Origin of the sequence: Bordetella petrii, from assembly GCF_020991325.1 — a bacterium.
Classification (GTDB): Bacteria; Pseudomonadota; Gammaproteobacteria; order Burkholderiales; family Burkholderiaceae_B; genus Bordetella_A; species Bordetella_A petrii_E.
On record NZ_JAJMLX010000012.1, the window covers coordinates 17,262 to 35,275 of the forward strand.

At 64.8% G+C, this 18,014-nt stretch carries 16 protein-coding genes; 15 read left to right on the forward strand and 1 reads right to left on the reverse strand.

All coding sequences use genetic code 11. The features are described 5' to 3' along the window. Positions 1-118 precede the first annotated feature (118 nt). Positions 119-877, forward strand: a complete 759-nt coding sequence (locus LPZ50_RS02715; protein WP_230657252.1) for a MipA/OmpV family protein — start codon at positions 119-121, stop codon at positions 875-877. 129 nt (positions 878-1,006) lie between these two features. On the opposite strand, the gene LPZ50_RS02720 is transcribed toward LPZ50_RS02715, so the two are convergent. Then, positions 1,007-3,892 (reverse strand): valine--tRNA ligase, encoded by a 2,886-nt coding sequence (locus tag LPZ50_RS02720; RefSeq protein ID WP_230657253.1) that lies wholly within the window; start codon positions 3,890-3,892, stop codon positions 1,007-1,009. Between the two features lie 310 nt (positions 3,893-4,202). Between LPZ50_RS02720 and ndk the strand changes: the two genes are divergently transcribed. The 14 genes from ndk to LPZ50_RS02790 all read left to right on the forward strand — a co-directional run. Continuing rightward, complete coding sequence (gene ndk, locus LPZ50_RS02725; protein WP_230657254.1) at positions 4,203-4,628, forward strand: nucleoside-diphosphate kinase; 426 nt, start codon at positions 4,203-4,205, stop codon at positions 4,626-4,628. A gap of 25 nt (positions 4,629-4,653) precedes the next feature. Next, positions 4,654-5,796 (forward strand): 23S rRNA (adenine(2503)-C(2))-methyltransferase RlmN, encoded by a 1,143-nt coding sequence (gene rlmN, locus LPZ50_RS02730; protein WP_230657256.1) that lies wholly within the window; start codon positions 4,654-4,656, stop codon positions 5,794-5,796. After that, positions 5,793-6,296 carry a helix-turn-helix domain-containing protein gene (locus LPZ50_RS02735; protein WP_230657258.1) on the forward strand — a complete coding sequence of 168 codons (504 nt, stop codon included), beginning with the start codon at positions 5,793-5,795 and terminating at the stop codon, positions 6,294-6,296. Before rlmN ends, LPZ50_RS02735 begins: the two co-directional genes overlap by 4 nt. A 13-nt stretch (positions 6,297-6,309) precedes the next feature. Continuing rightward, a complete protein-coding gene (gene ispG / locus LPZ50_RS02740) occupies positions 6,310-7,596 on the forward strand; it encodes a flavodoxin-dependent (E)-4-hydroxy-3-methylbut-2-enyl-diphosphate synthase (RefSeq protein WP_230657260.1) in 1,287 nt (428 codons plus the stop codon). Positions 7,597-7,653: 57 nt separating this feature from the next. Further along, the gene (hisS, locus tag LPZ50_RS02745; protein WP_230657262.1) at positions 7,654-8,940 is read left to right on the forward strand and encodes a histidine--tRNA ligase; all 1,287 of its coding nucleotides are present in this window, start codon (positions 7,654-7,656) and stop codon (positions 8,938-8,940) included. 1 nt (position 8,941) lies between these two features. After that, positions 8,942-9,580 carry a YfgM family protein gene (locus LPZ50_RS02750; protein WP_230657264.1) on the forward strand — a complete coding sequence of 213 codons (639 nt, stop codon included), beginning with the start codon at positions 8,942-8,944 and terminating at the stop codon, positions 9,578-9,580. Between the two features lie 4 nt (positions 9,581-9,584). After that, positions 9,585-10,742: an outer membrane protein assembly factor BamB gene (bamB, locus tag LPZ50_RS02755; protein WP_230657266.1), complete on the forward strand. Its 1,158-nt coding sequence runs from the start codon at positions 9,585-9,587 to the stop codon at positions 10,740-10,742. A 22-nt stretch (positions 10,743-10,764) separates the two neighbouring features. Further along, positions 10,765-12,123, forward strand: coding sequence for a ribosome biogenesis GTPase Der (gene der / locus LPZ50_RS02760; RefSeq protein WP_230657268.1), 1,359 nt, complete (start codon positions 10,765-10,767; stop codon positions 12,121-12,123). Between the two features lie 3 nt (positions 12,124-12,126). Further along, positions 12,127-13,212, forward strand: a complete 1,086-nt coding sequence (hisC, locus tag LPZ50_RS02765; RefSeq protein WP_230657270.1) for a histidinol-phosphate transaminase — start codon at positions 12,127-12,129, stop codon at positions 13,210-13,212. A gap of 103 nt (positions 13,213-13,315) precedes the next feature. Further along, positions 13,316-13,552, forward strand: coding sequence for an RNA chaperone Hfq (gene hfq, locus LPZ50_RS02770; RefSeq protein WP_012248943.1), 237 nt, complete (start codon positions 13,316-13,318; stop codon positions 13,550-13,552). Between the two features lie 81 nt (positions 13,553-13,633). Next, the gene (gene hflX / locus LPZ50_RS02775; protein WP_230657271.1) at positions 13,634-14,764 is read left to right on the forward strand and encodes a GTPase HflX; all 1,131 of its coding nucleotides are present in this window, start codon (positions 13,634-13,636) and stop codon (positions 14,762-14,764) included. Next, positions 14,706-15,992, forward strand: coding sequence for an FtsH protease activity modulator HflK (hflK, locus tag LPZ50_RS02780; protein WP_230657273.1), 1,287 nt, complete (start codon positions 14,706-14,708; stop codon positions 15,990-15,992). The genes hflX and hflK overlap by 59 nt, the downstream gene beginning before the upstream one ends. 18 nt (positions 15,993-16,010) lie before the next feature. Next, complete coding sequence (gene hflC / locus LPZ50_RS02785; RefSeq protein WP_230657275.1) at positions 16,011-16,904, forward strand: protease modulator HflC; 894 nt, start codon at positions 16,011-16,013, stop codon at positions 16,902-16,904. A 135-nt stretch (positions 16,905-17,039) separates the two neighbouring features. Further along, on the forward strand, positions 17,040-18,014 hold a 975-nt coding region (locus LPZ50_RS02790; RefSeq protein WP_230657277.1), incomplete at its 3' end, for an ATP phosphoribosyltransferase regulatory subunit.

An 18,014-nucleotide genomic window follows, 5' to 3' on the forward strand; every position in this document is an offset into this window, starting at 1 on the left:
GATAGTGCCGCGCAGTATGCGGCACGGCCATTAAAAACTATTTAAAACCCTGCCGTCACAATCCGGTACCAAGGCAGGAGCCGCATGGCGCGGTCCGCCGATATTAAAAGGAAATGCAATGAAACGCGGAATCCGGTGGGTTGCCGGCCTGGCCCTGGCGGGCGCGGCGGCCGGGCAGGGCGCGCAGGCGCAGAATTTTATCGGCGCGGCGGCCGCCTTCCTGCCCGAATACGATGGCGCCAAAGATTATCGCTTCCTGCCGGTGCCCCTGATCAACTACGAAAGCGGCCATTTCTTCATTTCACCGCGCGCCGGCCTGCCGGCGGCGGGCCTGAAATGGGACCTGGCCCCGGACGTCACGGCCGGCCTGTTCCTGGGCATGAGCCTGGGCCGCGACGCCGATGATGCCGACCGGCTCGAGGGCCTGGACGATATCGATTTCCACGGGGTGTACGGCGCGTACATGGAATGGCACCCGGGCCGGTTCTCGCTGGGCGCGGCGTACCGGCAGGCCATGCGCAGCGGCTATGGCGGCTCGCTGGAGCTGCGCACCAGCTACCGGGTATGGCAGACCTCGCGCAATGTGGTCACGGTGGGCGCCAATACGGAATGGGGCAGCCACAACGACATGGAAACCTGGTTCGGTGTGTCGTCGTCGCAGGCCGCCCGCAGCGAAGCCGGCCTGAAGCCTTATTCGGCGTCGTCCGGCTTCAAGTCGGCTGCCTTGTTCGCCAACTGGCGCTACAGCCTGAATAAAGACTGGGCCGTCCTGACCACCGTTGGCGTCAAGACGCTGCTGGGCGACGCGCGCGACAGCCCCATCGTGGAACGTGAAACCAGCGCGTTCGGCTCGCTGGGCGTGACGTACGCGTTCTGAGCCGGGCCAGTGCGCCGGCGCCCCCGCGGGCGCCTGGCGCCCTGCACGATTTCATGGGTGTCTGGCTCCCGCTAGGGTGCCAGACACCGAGCCCGATTCCGAGGGCTCCGGCGCGCGCAGCCTGCGGTATCAGCCCAGCTTGGCACGCTGTTCGCGCACCTTGGCCAGGGTTTCATTGAACTGTGCCAGGCGGGCCTTTTCCTGCTCGACCACCGCCGCCGGAGCGCGTTCCACGAAGCTGGCATTGCCCAGCTTGGCACCGGCCTTGGCCGCTTCGCCTTCCAGGCGGCCGATTTCCTTGTCCAGGCGGGCGCGTTCGGCCGCCACGTCGATCTCGACGTGCAGCATCAGGCGCGACTGGCCAACCACCTGCACCGGCGCACCGGCATCCGGCAGGGTATCCACCACATCCACCTGGCTCAGCTTCGCCAACGCGGCCAGGTACGGGCCGTTGCGCCGCAGCGCGGCGGCATCGCCCTGGGCCATCAGCGGCACGCGCTGGGCCGGCGACAGGTTCATCTCGCCGCGCAGGGCGCGCACGGCCTCGACCTGCGCCTTCAGTTCCGCCACTTCCGCTTCGGCTGCGGTATCGACCGCATCCGGGTTGCAGCGAGGGTAGGGCTGTACGCTGACACTGTCGGTGGCGCCAGGCTGGCGCTTGCCGGCGGTAACCGACACCTTCTGCCACAGTGCCTCGGTAATGAACGGAATAATGGGATGCGCCAGGCGCAGCACGGCCTCCAGCACCCGGATCAGCGTGCGGCGGGTGCCCAGCTGCTGGGCGGGCGTGCCTTGCAGGATCTGCACCTTGGCCAGTTCTACGTACCAGTCGCAGTATTCGTCCCACACGTAGCGGTACAGGGCATTGGCCACATTGTCGAAGCGGTAGTCGGCAAAGCCGCGTTCCACCTCGGCTTCCAGGGCCTGCAACTGGCTGACGATCCATCGGTCGGCGAACGACAGTTCGGCCGGCTGGTCGCCGCCCAGGTCATGGCCCTCGGTGTTCATCAGCACATAGCGGCTGGCATTCCACAGCTTGTTGCAGAAATTGCGATAGCCCTCGCAGCGCTTCAGGTCGAAGTTGATGTTGCGGCCCAGCGTGGCGTAGGCCGCCATGGTGAAGCGCAGCGCGTCGGTGCCGAATGCGGGGATGCCGTCAGGGTACTGGCGGCGCGTGGCTTTCTCGATGGCGCCGGCCTGCTTCGGATTCATCAGGCCATAGGTGCGCTTGGCCACCAGGCCGTCCAGGTCGATGCCGTCGATCAGGTCCACCGGATCCAGCGTGTTGCCCTTGGACTTGCTCATTTTCTGGCCATCGGCATCGCGGATCAGCCCGTGCACATACACATGCTTGAACGGGATCTGTCCGGTAAGGTGCGTGGTCATCATGACCATGCGCGCCACCCAGAAGAAAATGATGTCGAAGCCCGTGACCAGCACATTGGACGGCAGGTAGCGCTGCAGGTCTGGCGTGTTGTCGGGCCAGCCCAGCGTGGTGAAGGGTACCAGCGCCGACGAGAACCAGGTGTCCAGCACGTCGGGGTCGCGCTTCAGGGGGCCGGCCACTCCGGCGGCGCGCGCCTGTTCCTGGGCGAGTTCTTCCGAGTGCGCCACGAATACCTGGCCGTCGTCCGAATACCAGGCGGGAATCTGGTGGCCCCACCAAAGCTGGCGCGAAATGCACCAGTCCTGGATATTGTTCAGCCACTGGTTGTAGATGGAAGTCCAGTTTTCGGGGTAGAACTTGATCTGCCCGTCGGCCACCACGTCCAGCGCGACTTCGGTAATGCTCTTGCCCGGGTTCAGCGTGCCTTCCGGGGCGGGCTTGCTCATGGCCACGAACCACTGATCGGTGAGCATGGGCTCCAGCACCACGCCAGTGCGATCGCCCTTGGGCTGCATCATTTTGTGCGGCTCGACGCGCACCAGGTAGTGCTCGGCCTCGAGCTGGGCCACCACCGCCTTGCGGGCTTCATAGCGTTCCATGCCCTGGAACTGCCTGGGGCCGTTTTCGTTGATGTGCGCATCCAGGGTGAAGATCACGATCAGGGGCAGATCGTGGCGCAGCGCGCAGGCGTAGTCGTTGAAATCATGCGCGCCGGTGATCTTCACGCAGCCCGTGCCGAATTCCGGGTCGACGAAATCGTCGGCAATGATGGGAATGTTGCGGTCGCACAGGGGCAGCTCCACCAACTTGCCCACCAGGTGCCGGTAGCGGGGGTCTTCGGGGTGCACGCACAGCGCGCCGTCGGCCAGCATGGTTTCGGGGCGGGTGGTGGCGATCGTCATGCCGCGCAGGGTGACCGTCTGGCCGTCTTTGTCGACGATGGTCTGGGGGCCGTCCACGAACGGGTACAGAATGTGCCACATGTGGCCATCGGTCTCTTCCGACTGCACTTCCAGGTCGGACACGGCGGTCAGCAGTTTGGGATCCCAGTTGACCAGGCGCTTGCCCCGGTAGATCAGGCCTTGCTGGTACAGCCGCACGAAGGTTTCCACCACGCCGCGCGACATGCGCTCGTCCATGGTGAAATACTCGCGCGGCCAGTCGGCCGAGGCTCCCAGGCGCCGCACCTGGCTGGTAATGGTGTTGCCGGACTGCTCCTTCCATTCCCAGACTTTCTCGATGAACTTCTCGCGGCCCAGGTCGTGGCGCGACATTTTTTCGGCATCCAGGCGCCGTTCCACCACGATCTGGGTGGCGATGCCGGCGTGGTCCGTGCCCGGCACGAACACGGTGTCGTCGCCGCGCATACGGTGGTAGCGGATCAGCCCGTCCATGATGGTCTGGTTGAACGCATGCCCCATGTGCAGGGTGCCGGTGACATTGGGCGGGGGGAACTGGATGGCGTAGGGCGTGTTATCTGTCCCTGTTTCTACGTGCCGGCCGGCCGCGAAATAGCCGCGCCGCTCCCATTCGGCATACCAGTGGGCTTCCAGCTCGGCAGGCTCGAAGCTCTTGGACAGTTCGGCGGTGTCGGTATCGTTCGGGGCAGGGGATGCGGCTTCGGTCATTACGGGTTCCGGCAGAAAAACGGGGCCAAGCCTACAAGCGGCCAAGCAAACCCGCAATTTTAAGATGTATTGTGGTATTGACGGCGTGTTAGAATACCGGGTTACTGTAAACCTTTCAGAAGTCCCTGTTTTTATTGGGAAATCGGGGCTGAAGAAAGCGGCTTTCGCCGGAATCTTCCAGAAGGGTCCAGTGTCGAACCCGTACCGGAAACGCAGCGCCGGGCTGGGCCCAGGCCCGGCCGCGGCCCCCGAAGCCCGCGTTGCGTGCACCAATCAACCGAAAAATAGTCAAACCCCGTTTGGAGTCCTCATGTCCGTCGAACGCACCCTCTCGATCATCAAGCCCGATGCCGTGGCCAAGAATGTCATCGGCCAGATCGTCGCCCGCTTCGAGGCTGCCGGCCTGAAGGTCATTGCCGCCCGTCTGCAACAACTGTCGCGCGCCGACGCCGAGCGTTTCTACGCCGTCCACAAAGAACGCCCCTTCTTCAAAGACTTGGTCGACTTCATGGTGTCGGGCCCGGTCTTCGTGCAAGTGCTCGAAGGCGAAAGCGCCATCCAGAAAAACCGCGACCTGATGGGCGCCACCGATCCCAAGAAAGCCGAAGCCGGCACCATCCGCGCCGATTTCGCTGAAAGCATCGACGCCAACGCCGTACACGGTTCCGACGCCGCCGAAACGGCTGCTGTCGAAGTCGCGTTCTTCTTCCCCGAAATCAACATCCACAGCCGTTGATCCGGGTTATCTGCGCCTGAATCTCATGGAAACCGTCGAACGTATCAATCTGCTGGGCCTGGATGGCTCTGCCCTTGCCGACCAGGTCGCGCAATGGGGCGGAAAGCCGTTCCGCGCCCGCCAGCTGCAGCGCTGGGTGCACCAGCGCGGCGCCGATTCGTTCGACGCCATGACGGACCTGGCCCGCGATTTCCGGGGCCAACTGGCGCAGCGCTGCGTGGTCCAGGCGCCGCCGGTCAATACCGAGCAGCGCTCGTCCGACGGCACGCGCAAGTGGCTGTTCGACGTCGGGCAGGGCAACGCCATCGAAACCGTCTTCATCCCCGAAGACGATCGCGGCACCCTGTGCGTGTCCAGCCAGGCGGGCTGCGCGGTCAATTGCCGGTTCTGTTCCACCGGCCACCAGGGTTTCAACCGCAACCTCGGCACTAGCGAAATCATCGGGCAACTGTGGTGGGCCAAGCGCGTGCTCGAATCCGACGCCGGCACGGCGCGGCTGGGCAGCGCGGGCGAAGACACGCGGGTCATCAGCAATGTCGTCATGATGGGCATGGGCGAGCCCCTGCTCAACTACGACCAGCTCCTGCCCGCCCTGCGCCTGATGCTCGACGACAATGCCTACGGCCTGTCGCGGCGCCGCGTCACCGTGTCCACCTCGGGTGTCGTGCCCATGATGGACCGCCTGGCGCAAGATTGCCCGGTGGCCATGGCTGTTTCGCTGCATGCCCCCACCGACGCGCTGCGCGACGAACTGGTGCCGCTCAACAAGAAATACCCGCTGGCCGAATTGCTGGCCGCGTGCGAACGCTACCTGGCCAGCGCCCCGCGTGATTTCATTACCTTCGAATACTGCATGCTGGACGGCATCAACGATACCGACCAGCATGCCAAGGCCCTTATCCAGGTGGCGCGGCAGGTGCGCTGCAAGCTCAACCTGATTCCGTTCAACCCGTTCCCGGCATCCGGCCTGAAACGCTCGCCCAATGCGCGCGTCAAGGTCTTCGCCCAACGGCTGATGGATGCCGGCATCATCACCACGGTCCGCAAGACCCGTGGCGACGACATCGACGCGGCTTGCGGCCAACTGGCCGGCGAAGTCCGCGACCGCACCCGGGTCGCCCAGCGCAACGCCGGCCGTACCATTCCCATCGCACAGGTACACGCATGACGCAGGAAGTCGACACGGCGGCCCCCCGCCCCGAATCGCCCATGCAGGCGCAAGCCCAGGCCCAGACGGTGGGCCAGGCCTTGCAGGCCTTGCGCATGGCCCGGGGATGGTCGCTGGACGAAGTCTCCAGCCGCATCAAGTTTTCGTCGCGCCAGATCGAGGCCCTCGAGAACGAGCAGTGGGCCAAGCTGCCCAAGGGCGTATCGTTGCGCGGCCTCATCCGCAGCTACGCGCGCCTGCTCGATGCCGACGCCTCCGCTATCGTGGCATCGCTCGAAGGCCAGATCAACCTGGCGCCCACGCCCGCATCGGGCTATCGCGTGCCGCGCGCCGCGCCCGTGCCAGTGCATGCGCACGACGATCACCGCGGCGCCATCCCGTGGGGCTGGCTGCTGATCATCGTGGCGCTGCTGGTGGTGCTGCTTGCCTACGCCTTCTGGCAAGGCTGGCTGCCCGCCGAATGGCTGCCCGTTTCCTGGTTTTCCCAGGTGAAACCGTAACTCCGGTGTCTGCATGCAAGAGCTGTCTCCTCCCTGCCAAGACGCGCCGCCGCCCACAGTAGGGGCCGCGGCGCGCCGGCCGACGCGTTCGGTCGCCGTGAAATGGGGCGAGCGCGTGGTCACCATCGGGGGGCCGGCGCCGGTCGTGGTGCAATCCATGACCAACACCGACACCGCTGACGCCATCGCCACGGCCATCCAGGTCAAGGAACTGGCCCAGGCCGGCTCTGAACTGGTCCGCATTACCGTCAACACCCCCGAGGCCGCGCGCGAGGTCATCTCCATCCGCGAACAGCTCGACCGCATGGGCGTGTCGGTGCCGCTGGTGGGCGATTTCCACTACAACGGCCACAAGCTGCTGACGCAATTTCCCGACTGCGCCCAGGCGCTCTCGAAGTACCGCATCAATCCCGGGAATATGGGCGGCGGCAAGCGGCGCGACGACAACTTCGCGCAAATGATCGAAGTGGCCTGCCGCTATGACAAGCCCGTGCGCATCGGTGTCAATTGGGGCAGCCTCGACCACGAGCTCATGGCGCGCAAAATGGACGAAAACAGCCGCCGCGCGCAGCCCTGGGAAGCCCAGGCTGTCATGCGCGATGCGTTGGTCGTGTCGGCCATCAGCAATGCCCAGCGCGCCGAACAGCTCGGCCTGCGCGGCGACGCCATCATCCTGTCGTGCAAGGTCAGCCATGTGCAAGACCTCATTGCCGTCTACAACGACTTGTCCGCCCGCTGCGATTACCCATTGCACCTGGGCCTGACCGAGGCGGGCATGGGCAGCAAGGGCATTGTCGCGTCCACCGCCGCGCTGTCCGTGCTGCTGCAGCAGGGCATCGGCGATACCATCCGCATTTCGCTCACGCCCGAGCCCGGCGGCGACCGCGCGCGGGAAGTCATCGTGGCGCAGGAAATCCTGCAAACCATGAACCTGCGCGCGTTTACTCCCATGGTCGTGGCCTGCCCGGGCTGCGGACGTACCAGCAGCACCTTTTTCCAGGAACTCGCCGACAGCATCCAGTCGTACCTGCGTCGCCAGATGCCCGTGTGGCGCGCACAATACCCCGGCGTCGAAAGCATGAACGTGGCGGTCATGGGGTGTGTGGTCAACGGCCCCGGCGAAAGCCGCCACGCCGACATCGGCATCAGCCTGCCCGGCACGGGCGAGGTGCCGGCGGCGCCAGTGTTCGTCGACGGCGAACGCACCGTCACCCTGAAGGGCGACCGCATCGCCGAAGAATTCCAGGCCATTGTCGAAGACTACGTCGCGCGCCGTTATGGCGCGCAGGCTGATCACTAAAAATAAGGGTTGAGCCGCCAGGCGCGCCGCGGCGCGGGCCCATGCGGCATGATGAACATGACTCAAGCTTTCCAGAAAGTCGCCGCCATCCGCGGCATGAACGATGTACTGCCCGCCGATGGCGCGCGCTGGGAACGGTTCGAAGACATCGTGCGCGGCTGGTTGCAGTCCTACGGCTACCGCAACCTGCGCACGCCCGTGCTGGAACACACCCGGCTGTTTACCCGGGGCATCGGCGAAGTCACTGATATCGTCGAAAAAGAGATGTACACCTTCACCGATGCGCTCAACGGCGATTCGCTTACCATGCGGCCCGAAATGACGGCCGGCGTGGTGCGCGCCAGCATCGAACACAATCTGCTCTACGACCGCCCGCAGCGTGTCTACAGCATCGGGCCGGTGTTTCGCCACGAACGCCCGCAGCGCGGCCGTTACCGGCAGTTTCACCAGATCGACGTCGAGGCCCTGGGTTTTGTGGGGCCGGACGTCGACGCCGAACTTATCGTCATGCTGGCCCGGCTCTGGAAGCTGCTGGGCCTGACCGACATCCGCCTGGAATTGAATTCACTGGGCCAGCCGGCCGAACGGGCCGCCCATCGTGCGGCGCTCATCGAGCACCTCGAGCGCCACCGCGACATTCTCGATGAAGACGGCCAGCGCCGCCTGTACACCAATCCGCTGCGCGTGCTGGACACCAAGAATCCCGCCATGCAGGCCATGGCCGACAGCGCGCCGCGCCTGTTCGATTTCCTGGGCGAAGGATCCCGCGCCCATTTCGACGGCCTGTGCCAGCTGCTGGCCGACGCAGGTATCGAATACCGGCTCAACCCGCGCCTGGTGCGCGGGCTCGACTACTACAACTCCACGGTCTTCGAATGGGTAACCGACCGCCTGGGCGCGCAGGGCACGGTGTGCGGCGGCGGCCGCTACGATGGCCTGGTCGAGCTGCTGGGCGGCAAGCCGGCGCCCGCGGTCGGGTTTGCCATCGGCATGGAACGCCTGCTCGACCTCTGGGAACAAAGCGTGCCGTTCACGCCGCTGCCCGAATGCGAGGTCTACATCGTGCACCAGGGCGACGACGCCCAGCGCCTGGCCGCGCGTGTGGGTGAACAATTGCGTGATGCCGGCCTGCCGGTCATCGTGCATGGGGGGCAGGCCAGCTTCAAGTCGCAATTCAAGCGGGCGGATGCCAGCGGTGCGCGCGTTGCGGTTATCCTTGGCAGCGATGAGGTGGCCTCCAGGGTGGCCAGCGTCAAGTTCCTGCGCGCCGAAGCGGCCGGCGAGGCCGCGCAGCAGCAGGTGCCGCTGGACAAATTGGCCGATGTTTTGAAATCCAAGGGTTAGCATGGCATACGATCTCGAAGAACAGGAAAAACTCGACGCAATCAAGGCGTGGTGGGCGCGTTACGGCACGCTGGTGGTCACATTGTTTGCCATCGCGGCGCTGGCCTGGGGCGGCTGGTGGGGCTGGAAGGCCTACCAGGGCCATCGCGCCAACCAGGCCATGGGCTACTTCGAAGCGCTCGAAGACGCGGCCCGCCTGGGCGGCGCCGACTCCGCCGTGCGCATCAAGGCCGCCATCTCCACCTTGCGCGACGACTACGCCGCTACCGGATACGCCGCGCGTGGCGCCCTGGTGGCCGCGCATGCGCTCAAGCAGCAGAATGATGCGGCGGGCGCGCGCGAACAGCTGGAATGGCTGGCGGCCCAGCCCAAGCATGCCGCGCTGCAACCCGTGGCGCGCGTGCGCCTGGCGGGCATGCTGCTCGACGAAAAACAGTTCGATGCCGCCCTGGCGCAGCTCGACAATCCGCCGCCCGCCTTCGCCGCGCTCTACGCAGACCGGCGCGGCGATATCCTGGCCGCCCAGGGCAAGCACGAAGAAGCACGCAAGGCCTGGCAGGCCGCGTTCGATGGCCTGGCGGTCGCCGATCCGCTGCGCCAGGTCGTGCAACTGAAACTGGATTCCCTCAGCGGAGCCTGAACGTATGCTTATTTCCCGTTACGGCCGCGCGTGGCGCGGCGCCGTCCTGGCCGCCGGCCTTGTCGCCCTGGCCGGCTGCTCGATGTTTTCCAGCGACGACGATCGCTACGCGCCCGCGCCCCTCACCGAATACGCGCCGGGCATGTCGGTGCGCGCGGTCTGGTCCACCTCCATTGGCAGCGGCTCCGGCCTGGGCTTCGTGCCCGCGGTAGTGGGCGACAACGTCTACGCCGCGACACCCGACGGCTCGGTGGCCAAGCTTGAATTGGCCAGCGGCCGCGTCGTCTGGAAGGCATCCGCCGACACGAAGCTCTCGGCCGGCGTGGGCAGCGACGGCACCACCACCGTGGTGGCTTCTCCCCTGGGCCAGATCATCGCCTTCGACGACGCCGGCAAGGTCAAGTGGAAGGCCCAGGCCACCAGCGACGTTTCTATTGCCCCGGTGGTGGGTTATGGCGCCGTCGTGGTGCGCAGCGGCGATTACCGCATCCAGGCTTTCAACATCGAAACCGGCGAGCGTCTCTGGAGCCTGCAGCGGCCCGGCCCCGCACTGGCCTTGCGCAGCAGTGCCCAGATGATCATGGCCGAAGGCCTGGTCATCACGGGCTTGCCAGGCGGCAAGCTGCTGGCCATCAACGTAGGCAGCGGCAACGTACAGTGGGAAGGCACGGTTGCCACTCCCAGTGGCGCCAGCGATCTCGAACGCCTGACCGACGTGGTCGGCGCGCCGCGGGTCGTCGGTCCGCTGTTGTGCGCGGTGGCGTATCAAGGCCGCATCGTCTGCTTCGATGTCACTCAGGGCGGCCGTCCCATCTGGGCCAAGGATTTCTCCAGCTCCAGCGGCATGGTCCTGGACGGCCGGTTTGCCTATGCCCCCGACCAGACCAGCGTGGTCAATGCCTTCGCGCTCGACAGCGGCACCAATGTCTGGAAGCAGGCGGCCCTGAAAAACCGCGCGCTGACCGCGCCCGCCGTATTGGGCAGCGCCGTCGCCGTGGGCGACCTGGACGGCTACGTGCACTTCCTGTCCAGCAGCGACGGCAGCTTGCTGGCACGCCTGTCGGTCGGTGGCGATGCCATCGTCTCGCCACTGCAAACCACCTCGCAAGGGGTGCTGGTGCAGAATGGCGACGGCAATCTCGTGCTGATCGGCACCAACTAACTTCTAATTCTTCAGTCCTACCGTGTCTTTCAAGCCCGTCGTCGCCCTGGTCGGCCGCCCCAATGTGGGCAAGTCGACACTGTTCAACCGCCTGACGCGTTCGCGTTCGGCACTGGTTGCCGATTATTCCGGCCTGACGCGCGATCGCCATTACGGCGAGGGCAGGGTGGGCGATACGCCCTTCATCGTCATCGATACGGGCGGTTTCGAACCGGTGGCCAAAACCGGCATCCTGCGTGAAATGGCGCGCCAGACGCGCCAGGCCATCGCCGAGGCCGACGTGGTGGTTTTCCTGGTCGACGCCCGCGCTGGCGTCAATGCCCATGACCACGAAATCGCCCAGTTGCTGCGCAAGTCGGGCCAGCAGCGCGTCATCCTGGCCGTCAACAAGGCCGAAGGCATGGGCGCGGGCAAGGCCACCGGCGAATTCCACGAGCTGGGCCTGGGCGAACCCCATCCGATTTCGGCCGCGCACGGCGACGGCATTGTCGATCTCATCGAACTCGCGCTCGCCGGGCTGGTCGAGCCCGAGCCCGAAGCCGAAAGCGAGAGCGCCGAAGGCCAGGAACACGACCATCGCATCAAGCTGGCCATCGTCGGCCGGCCCAATGTGGGCAAGTCCACGCTCATCAACACCCTGTTGGGCGAAGAGCGGGTCATTGCCTACGACCTGCCAGGCACTACTCGCGACGCCATCGAGATCGATTTCGAGCGAGATGGCCGCAAGTACACCTTGATAGACACCGCCGGCCTGCGCCGCCGGGGCAAGGTCTTCGAGGCGGTCGAAAAATTCTCGGTCATCAAGACGCTGCAGGCCATCGAAGCCAGCAACGTGGTGCTCCTGATGCTCGACGCCCAGGCCGAAGTGTCCGAGCAGGACGCACACATCGCCGGCTTCGTGCTGGAAACCGGCCGCGCCGTGGTGGTGGCCATCAACAAATGGGACGGCCTGGATACCGACCAGCGTGAACGCATCGAACGCGAATTCCAGCGCAAGCTGCGCTTCCTGTCGTTTGCACCCACCCATACCATTTCCGCCCTGAAAGGGCAGGGCATCAAGCCCGTACTCAAGTCGGTGGTGTCGGCCCATGCCGCCGCGTTCGCCAAGCTGTCCACGCCCAGGCTCACGCGTGAACTCCAAGCCGCCGTGGAACAGCAGCCGCCGCCGCGCAAAGGTATTTTTCGCCCCAAGATGCGCTATGCCCACCAGGGTGGCCAGAATCCGCCGCTGGTGGTCATACACGGCAATGCGCTCGACGCCATTCCGGAATCCTATCGCCGCTACCTGGAAACGCGCTTCCGCACGGCTTTCAAGCTGGCAGGCACGCCGCTGCGTATCGAATTCAAATCTTCGCGCAATCCCTACGCGCAGGAAAACTGACTCATGAGCCGTTTCTGGAGTCCCGTCGTGGGGACGCTCAGCCCCTATGTGCCGGGCGAGCAGCCCAAGCTGCAAGACCTGGTCAAGCTCAACACCAACGAGCATCCGTTCGGGCCGTCGCCGAAAGTCTTGCAGGCCCTGCGCGGCGCCTGCGACGACAACCTGAAGCTCTACCCCGACCCTGGCTCCGAACGCCTGCGCCAGGCGGTGGCCGTCAATTTCCAGGTCCAGGCCGACCAGGTATTCGTAGGCAATGGCTCCGACGAGGTCCTGGCGCACGTTTTCCAGGCCCTGCTCAAGCATGACGGGCCGCTGTTGTTCCCCGACATTACCTACAGTTTTTATCCGGTGTATTGCGGGCTGTACCAGATCGCCTATCAGGCGGTGCCGCTCACCGAAGATTTCTGTATCGATGTGCAAGATTACCTGCCGGCCGCGGGCCGCCAGGCAGGCGGCATCATCTTCCCCAATCCCAATGCGCCCACCGGCCGGGCGCTTCCCCTGGCCGACATCGAACGCATCGTGGCCGCCAACCCCGACGTCGTCGTGGTCATCGACGAAGCCTATGTCGATTTCGGGGCCGAATCAGCCGTCAGCCTGGTAGCCCGCCACGACAACCTGCTGGTGATCCAAACCCTGTCGAAATCGCGTTCGCTGGCCGGCCTGAGGGTGGGCTTCGCCATTGGCAGCCAGGTGCTCATCGAGGCGCTGGAACGCGTCAAGAACAGCTTCAATTCCTACCCCATCGACCGCCTGGCCGAAACCGGGGCTGTGGCCGCGCTGGAAGATAGGTCTTATTTCGAGCGCACTCGCCAGGCAGTGATCGCCACACGCAACAATCTCACTGCGCAGTTGCAGGGCCTGGGTTTCGAGGTGCTGCCTTCGGCCGCCAACTTCGTGTTTGCCCGCCACCCCCGGCACGATGGCGCCGCCCTGGCGGCGGCACTGCGCGACCGCAGCATCATCGTGCGCCACTTCAAGCATCCGCGCATCGACCAATTCCTGCGCATCACGGTGGGCACCGATGCCCAGTGTTCGCGCCTGCTCGAGGCCCTTGCGGCCATCGTGGCGAAGCCTGACACCTTATGAAAGAATTTGCCCCTCGGGGCAAGTGGCACGGGCCGGGAAAACCCTGTAGAGTACACATTTCGGCGTCTGCCACCACTCAAAACAAACAATTGGAGCCTGGCCAATGAGCAATAAAGGGCAAACTCTGCAAGATCCGTTTCTGAACACGCTGCGCAAAGAACATGTGCCCGTGTCCATCTATCTGGTAAACGGCATCAAGCTGCAAGGGCAAATAGAATCCTTCGATCAATACGTGGTGCTGCTGCGCAATACCGTGACGCAAATGGTGTACAAACACGCCATTTCCACCGTGGTTCCCGCGCGCGCCGTGAATTTCCAGGTGGATGTTCCCGCTGAATAATCATCACGCTCAGGCTGTTCTTTTTCTTGCCCGCCGCACGGCTCGTGTCGGCGGGCATTTTCGCTGTGGCGGGGTGCTTTGATGCGCGCGTTGATCATCAGCGTCGATCTTGGCAACCCCGATTTCACCGCGCATGCCGAAGAATTCGCCATGCTGGCGCGTGGGGCGGGGGCCGAAATCGTCGGCACCGTCCTGGCCCGGCGCGATCGTCCCGACGCCAAGTTCTTCATCGGTTCCGGCAAGGTCCAGGAAGCAGTGGCCATGGCGGGCGCCTTGCTGGCCGACATCGTCCTGTTCGATCAGCCGCTATCCCCCGCGCAGCAGCGCAACCTCGAACGCGAATTCAATCTGCGCGTGGTCGACCGTGTCGCCCTCATCCTGGATATTTTCGCGCTGCGCGCCAAAAGCCACGAAGGCAAGCTGCAGGTCGAACTGGCCCAGTTGCAGCACCTGGTCACGCGCCTGACCCGGCTCTGGACTCACCTTGAGCGGCAGCGCGGCGGTATAGGCATGCGCGGTCCGGGCGAGTCCCAGCTCGAAATGGACCGTCGCATGATCGGCGCCAAGGTCAAGGTACTGCGCGAACGCCTCGACCGCGTCGAGCGCCAGCGCGTCACTCAGCGCCGCGCCCGAGCGCGGGGCGGGGCCTTGTCCGTATCGCTGGTGGGCTATACCAACGCCGGGAAATCCACGTTGTTCAATGCCCTGACGCGGGCCGGCGCCTATGCGGCCGACCAGCTCTTCGCCACCCTGGACACCACCACGCGCCGCATCTGGATCGAAGGCACCGGCTCGGTCGTGCTGTCCGATACCGTGGGCTTCATCCGCGACCTGCCGCCCAACCTCATCGCCGCCTTCCGGGCCACCCTGGAAGAAACCATTCACGCCGACGTCCTGCTGCATGTGGTCGACGCCGCCAGCCCGCAACGCGACGAACAGATCGCCGAGGTCAATAAAGTACTGGCCGAAATCGGGGCCGGCTCGATTCCCACCATCCTGGTGCACAACAAGATCGATGCCGCCGGGCTGGAACCCCGGGTCGAACGCGACGCCCATGGTACGATTGCGCGAGTATTTGTAAGCGCTACCGAGCGCGCCGGTCTGGATGCGTTGCGCGGGGCAATTGCAGAGATCGGCCAGATTGTGGGAACCAATGCCTCGAATCTCCAAAATCTTCAATCTGAACGACCCGGGCTGGGGTCGCGGCAATAACAATGGCTCCGAGCCGCCCAAGCGGCCGAAGAGCAACAGCGATGGCCCGCCAGACCTCGACGAGGTCTGGCGCGACTTCAACAACCGTATCGGTTCGCTGTTCGGACGCAAGGGCGGGGGCGGTGGCAACCGGCCCGGCAACCGCGGCGGCATGACGCCGCCGTCGCCTCGCGGCACCCGCATCGGCCTGGGCGTCATCGCCCTGGTGCTGCTGTTGTTGTGGCTGGCCAGCGGTTTCTTCATCGTCCAGGAAGGCCAGGTCGCTGTCGTCACCCAGTTCGGCAAGTACAAGAGCACGGCTGCGCCGGGCTTCCAGTGGCGCCTGCCGTACCCCATCCAAAGCCACGAAGCCGTCAATATTTCGCAGTTGCGTACCTTCGAAGTCGGCTTCCGCGGCGGTTCGCGCAACAAGGTGCTGCCTGAGGCCCTGATGCTCACCACTGACGAGAACATCGTCGACATGCAGTTCGTGGTGCAGTACCGCCTGCGCGCCGACGGCGCCCCCAATTACCTGTTCAACATGCGCGACCCCGACGACTCCGTGCGCCAGGCGGCCGAAACCGCCATGCGCGAAATCGTCGGCAAGAAGCCCATGGATTTCGTGCTGTATGAAGGCCGTACCGAAGTGGCCGTCGAAGTGCAGAGTCTGATGCAGCAGATCCTCGACCGCTACCAATCTGGTATCCAGGTCAGCACCGTGGCCATCCAGAACGTCCAGCCGCCGGAACAGGTGCAGGCCGCGTTCGACGACGCCGTCAAGGCCGGGCAGGACCGCGAACGCCAGATCAACGAAGGCCAGGCCTACGCGAACCAGGTCATTCCATTGGCGGGCGGGCAGGCCTCGCGCATGCTTGAGCAGGCGCAGGGCTACAAGGCCAAGGTCATCGGCGACGCCCGCGGTGACGCCGCGCGCTTCTCCAGCATCCTGGCCGAATACCAGAAAGCACCCACCATCATGCGCGAACGCATGTACCTGGAAACCATGCAGCAGATCTTCTCGCGTGCAAGCAAAGTCATGGTGGACACCGAAACCAGCAACAACATGCTTTACCTGCCGCTGGACAAGATCATGCAGCAAACCGCCCGCGATGCAACGGTCAAGCCGACCGCCTTGCCCGGCGCCAGCCAGCCCACCGTTCCGCAACCGCCTGCGCGCAATACCGGCGCAAGCTCGTCCGGCAACAACAGCAACGGCAACACGCTGTCTCGCGACCGTATGTCGCGCTAATCCGGAGGAGCCCAGATCATGCAACGTTTCATGCCCATCCTGGTCGGCCTCCTGCTGGTGCTGGCCGCCCTGTCTTCCATGGTGTTCATCGTGCGCGAGCGCGACTACGCCCTGGTGTTCTCGCTGGGCGAGGTGCGCAAGGTCATTAACGAACCTGGCCTGTACTTCAAGGCGCCGCCGCCGTTCCAGAACGTCGTCACCATCGACAAGCGCATTCTCACCATCGAGTCCAGTGATGCCGAGCGCATCCAGACTTCCGAAAAGAAGAACCTGCTGATCGATTCGTACGTCAAGTGGCGCATCGCCGACCCGCGTCTCTACTACGTTACTTTCGGCGGCAACGAACGCGCCGCCCAGGAACGCCTGCAAGCCCAGATCCGCGACGCCCTGAACGCGTCCGTCAACGTCCGCACAGTCAAAGAAGTGGTGTCGGCCGAGCGCGACAAAATCATGAGCGAAATTCTGTCCACGGTGGCCAAGCGCGCCGAGCCGCTGGGGGTCGAAGTGGTCGATGTGCGCCTGCGCCGCATCGAGTTCGCGCCCGAAATCTCCGAATCGGTCTATCGCCGCATGGAAGCCGAGCGCACGCGGGTTGCCAACGAACTCCGCTCCATCGGCGCCGCCGAGAGCGAGAAAATCCGCGCCGAGGCCGACCGCCAGCGCGAGGTCATCCTGGCCGAGGCCTACGCCAAGTCGCAAACCGTCATGGGCGAGGGCGATGCCGAGGCCAGCGGGCTGTATGCCGCCGCTTTTGGCCAGGACGCCGAGTTCTACAAGTTCTACAAAAGCCTGGAAGCCTACCGCTCGTCGTTCCAGTCGCCCAGCGACGTTCTGGTCGTCGACCCCAGCTCCGAATACTTCCAGTTCATGAAGAGCTCAACCGGCCAGCAGCCCGCCGGGGCGGCCAAGTAGGCGCGGCCCAAACCATGTACAATACCGCGTAAGCTAGAAATCATTCCGCATGCGGCTAAGCGGGCTTACGCCCCCTTGGCCGCTTTTGTTTTGGGCGTCGCCCACGCACTTCAGGTGTCATTCAGGTAAACAAGCATGGGTAACTGGTTGCTGCCCGAGAGCCTTGCCGACGTACTTCCGGCCGAGGCACGGCGCATCGAGGAACTGCGCCGCAAACTTCTCGATCTTTACCGTACGTATGGTTTCGAGCTGGTTGCGCCGCCCCTGGTCGAATACATAGATTCGTTGCTGTCGGGCACCGGCAGCGACCTGAATCTCCGTACCTGCAAACTGGTGGACCAACTGTCCGGCCGCACCCTGGGGGTGCGCGCCGACATGACCCCGCAGGTCACCCGCATCGATGCCCACTTGCTGAACCGGGCCGGCGTTACCCGGCTATGCTATTGCGGCAACGTGCTGCATGCCCGCCCGGCCGATCTCCTGTCCAGCCGCGAATTGCTGCAGATCGGCGCCGAAATCTACGGCCATGCGGGCTTCGAGGCCGATCTCGAAATCATCTCGCTGGTGCTGGAAACAGTGGCCACGGCAGGCTTGCATCAGCCGCGGCTCGATCTCTGCCACCCGGGCGTGCTGCGCGCCATCCTCGATGCCGATCCGCAAGCCGCGGGCAGCGCCGAAGACATCGTCCTGTTGCTGCGCGAGAAAGACGTCCCCGGGCTGGGCGAACTGGCCCGCCAGGAAAACGCCATCCGGCCTGACACCCTGGCGGCCCTGCAGCGGCTCGCCGGCCTGTATGGCGGCCCTGACGTCATACTGCAGGCGCGTCGCGACCTTCCGCCGCTGCCCGGGGTAACTTCGGCGCTTGATGCGTTGCAGGCCATTATCGACGCCATGCCCGAGGTCGCGCTGGGCGTCGACCTGGCCGATATCGGTGGCTATGGCTACCATTCCGGCGTTACTTTCGCCTTGTACGCGGAAGGTTGGCACGACGCGCTGGTCAGCGGCGGCCGTTACGATGACGTCAGCCGCGCCTTTGGCCGGGCCCGTCCGGCCACCGGCTTCAGCCTCGACTTGCGCAAGCTGGCGCGCGGCTTGCCGCCTGCCGGCCGG

What these genes read in the sequence shown, in the direction of transcription:
- hflK (WP_230657273.1), top strand. Translation starts at nt 14,706, where the DNA reads ATGCCTCGAATCTCCAAAATCTTCAATCTGAACGACCCGGGCTGGGGT.
- hisC (WP_230657270.1), top strand. Translation starts at nt 12,127, where the DNA reads ATGAGCCGTTTCTGGAGTCCCGTCGTGGGGACGCTCAGCCCCTATGTG.
- hfq (WP_012248943.1), top strand. Translation starts at nt 13,316, where the DNA reads ATGAGCAATAAAGGGCAAACTCTGCAAGATCCGTTTCTGAACACGCTG.
- hflC (WP_230657275.1), top strand. Translation starts at nt 16,011, where the DNA reads ATGCAACGTTTCATGCCCATCCTGGTCGGCCTCCTGCTGGTGCTGGCC.
- hisS (WP_230657262.1), top strand. Translation starts at nt 7,654, where the DNA reads ATGACTCAAGCTTTCCAGAAAGTCGCCGCCATCCGCGGCATGAACGAT.
- bamB (WP_230657266.1), top strand. Translation starts at nt 9,585, where the DNA reads ATGCTTATTTCCCGTTACGGCCGCGCGTGGCGCGGCGCCGTCCTGGCC.
- LPZ50_RS02750 (WP_230657264.1), top strand. Translation starts at nt 8,942, where the DNA reads ATGGCATACGATCTCGAAGAACAGGAAAAACTCGACGCAATCAAGGCG.
- ispG (WP_230657260.1), top strand. Translation starts at nt 6,310, where the DNA reads ATGCAAGAGCTGTCTCCTCCCTGCCAAGACGCGCCGCCGCCCACAGTA.
- LPZ50_RS02720 (WP_230657253.1), bottom strand. Translation starts at nt 3,892, where the DNA reads ATGACCGAAGCCGCATCCCCTGCCCCGAACGATACCGACACCGCCGAA.
- LPZ50_RS02715 (WP_230657252.1), top strand. Translation starts at nt 119, where the DNA reads ATGAAACGCGGAATCCGGTGGGTTGCCGGCCTGGCCCTGGCGGGCGCG.
- ndk (WP_230657254.1), top strand. Translation starts at nt 4,203, where the DNA reads ATGTCCGTCGAACGCACCCTCTCGATCATCAAGCCCGATGCCGTGGCC.
- hflX (WP_230657271.1), top strand. Translation starts at nt 13,634, where the DNA reads ATGCGCGCGTTGATCATCAGCGTCGATCTTGGCAACCCCGATTTCACC.
- rlmN (WP_230657256.1), top strand. Translation starts at nt 4,654, where the DNA reads ATGGAAACCGTCGAACGTATCAATCTGCTGGGCCTGGATGGCTCTGCC.
- LPZ50_RS02735 (WP_230657258.1), top strand. Translation starts at nt 5,793, where the DNA reads ATGACGCAGGAAGTCGACACGGCGGCCCCCCGCCCCGAATCGCCCATG.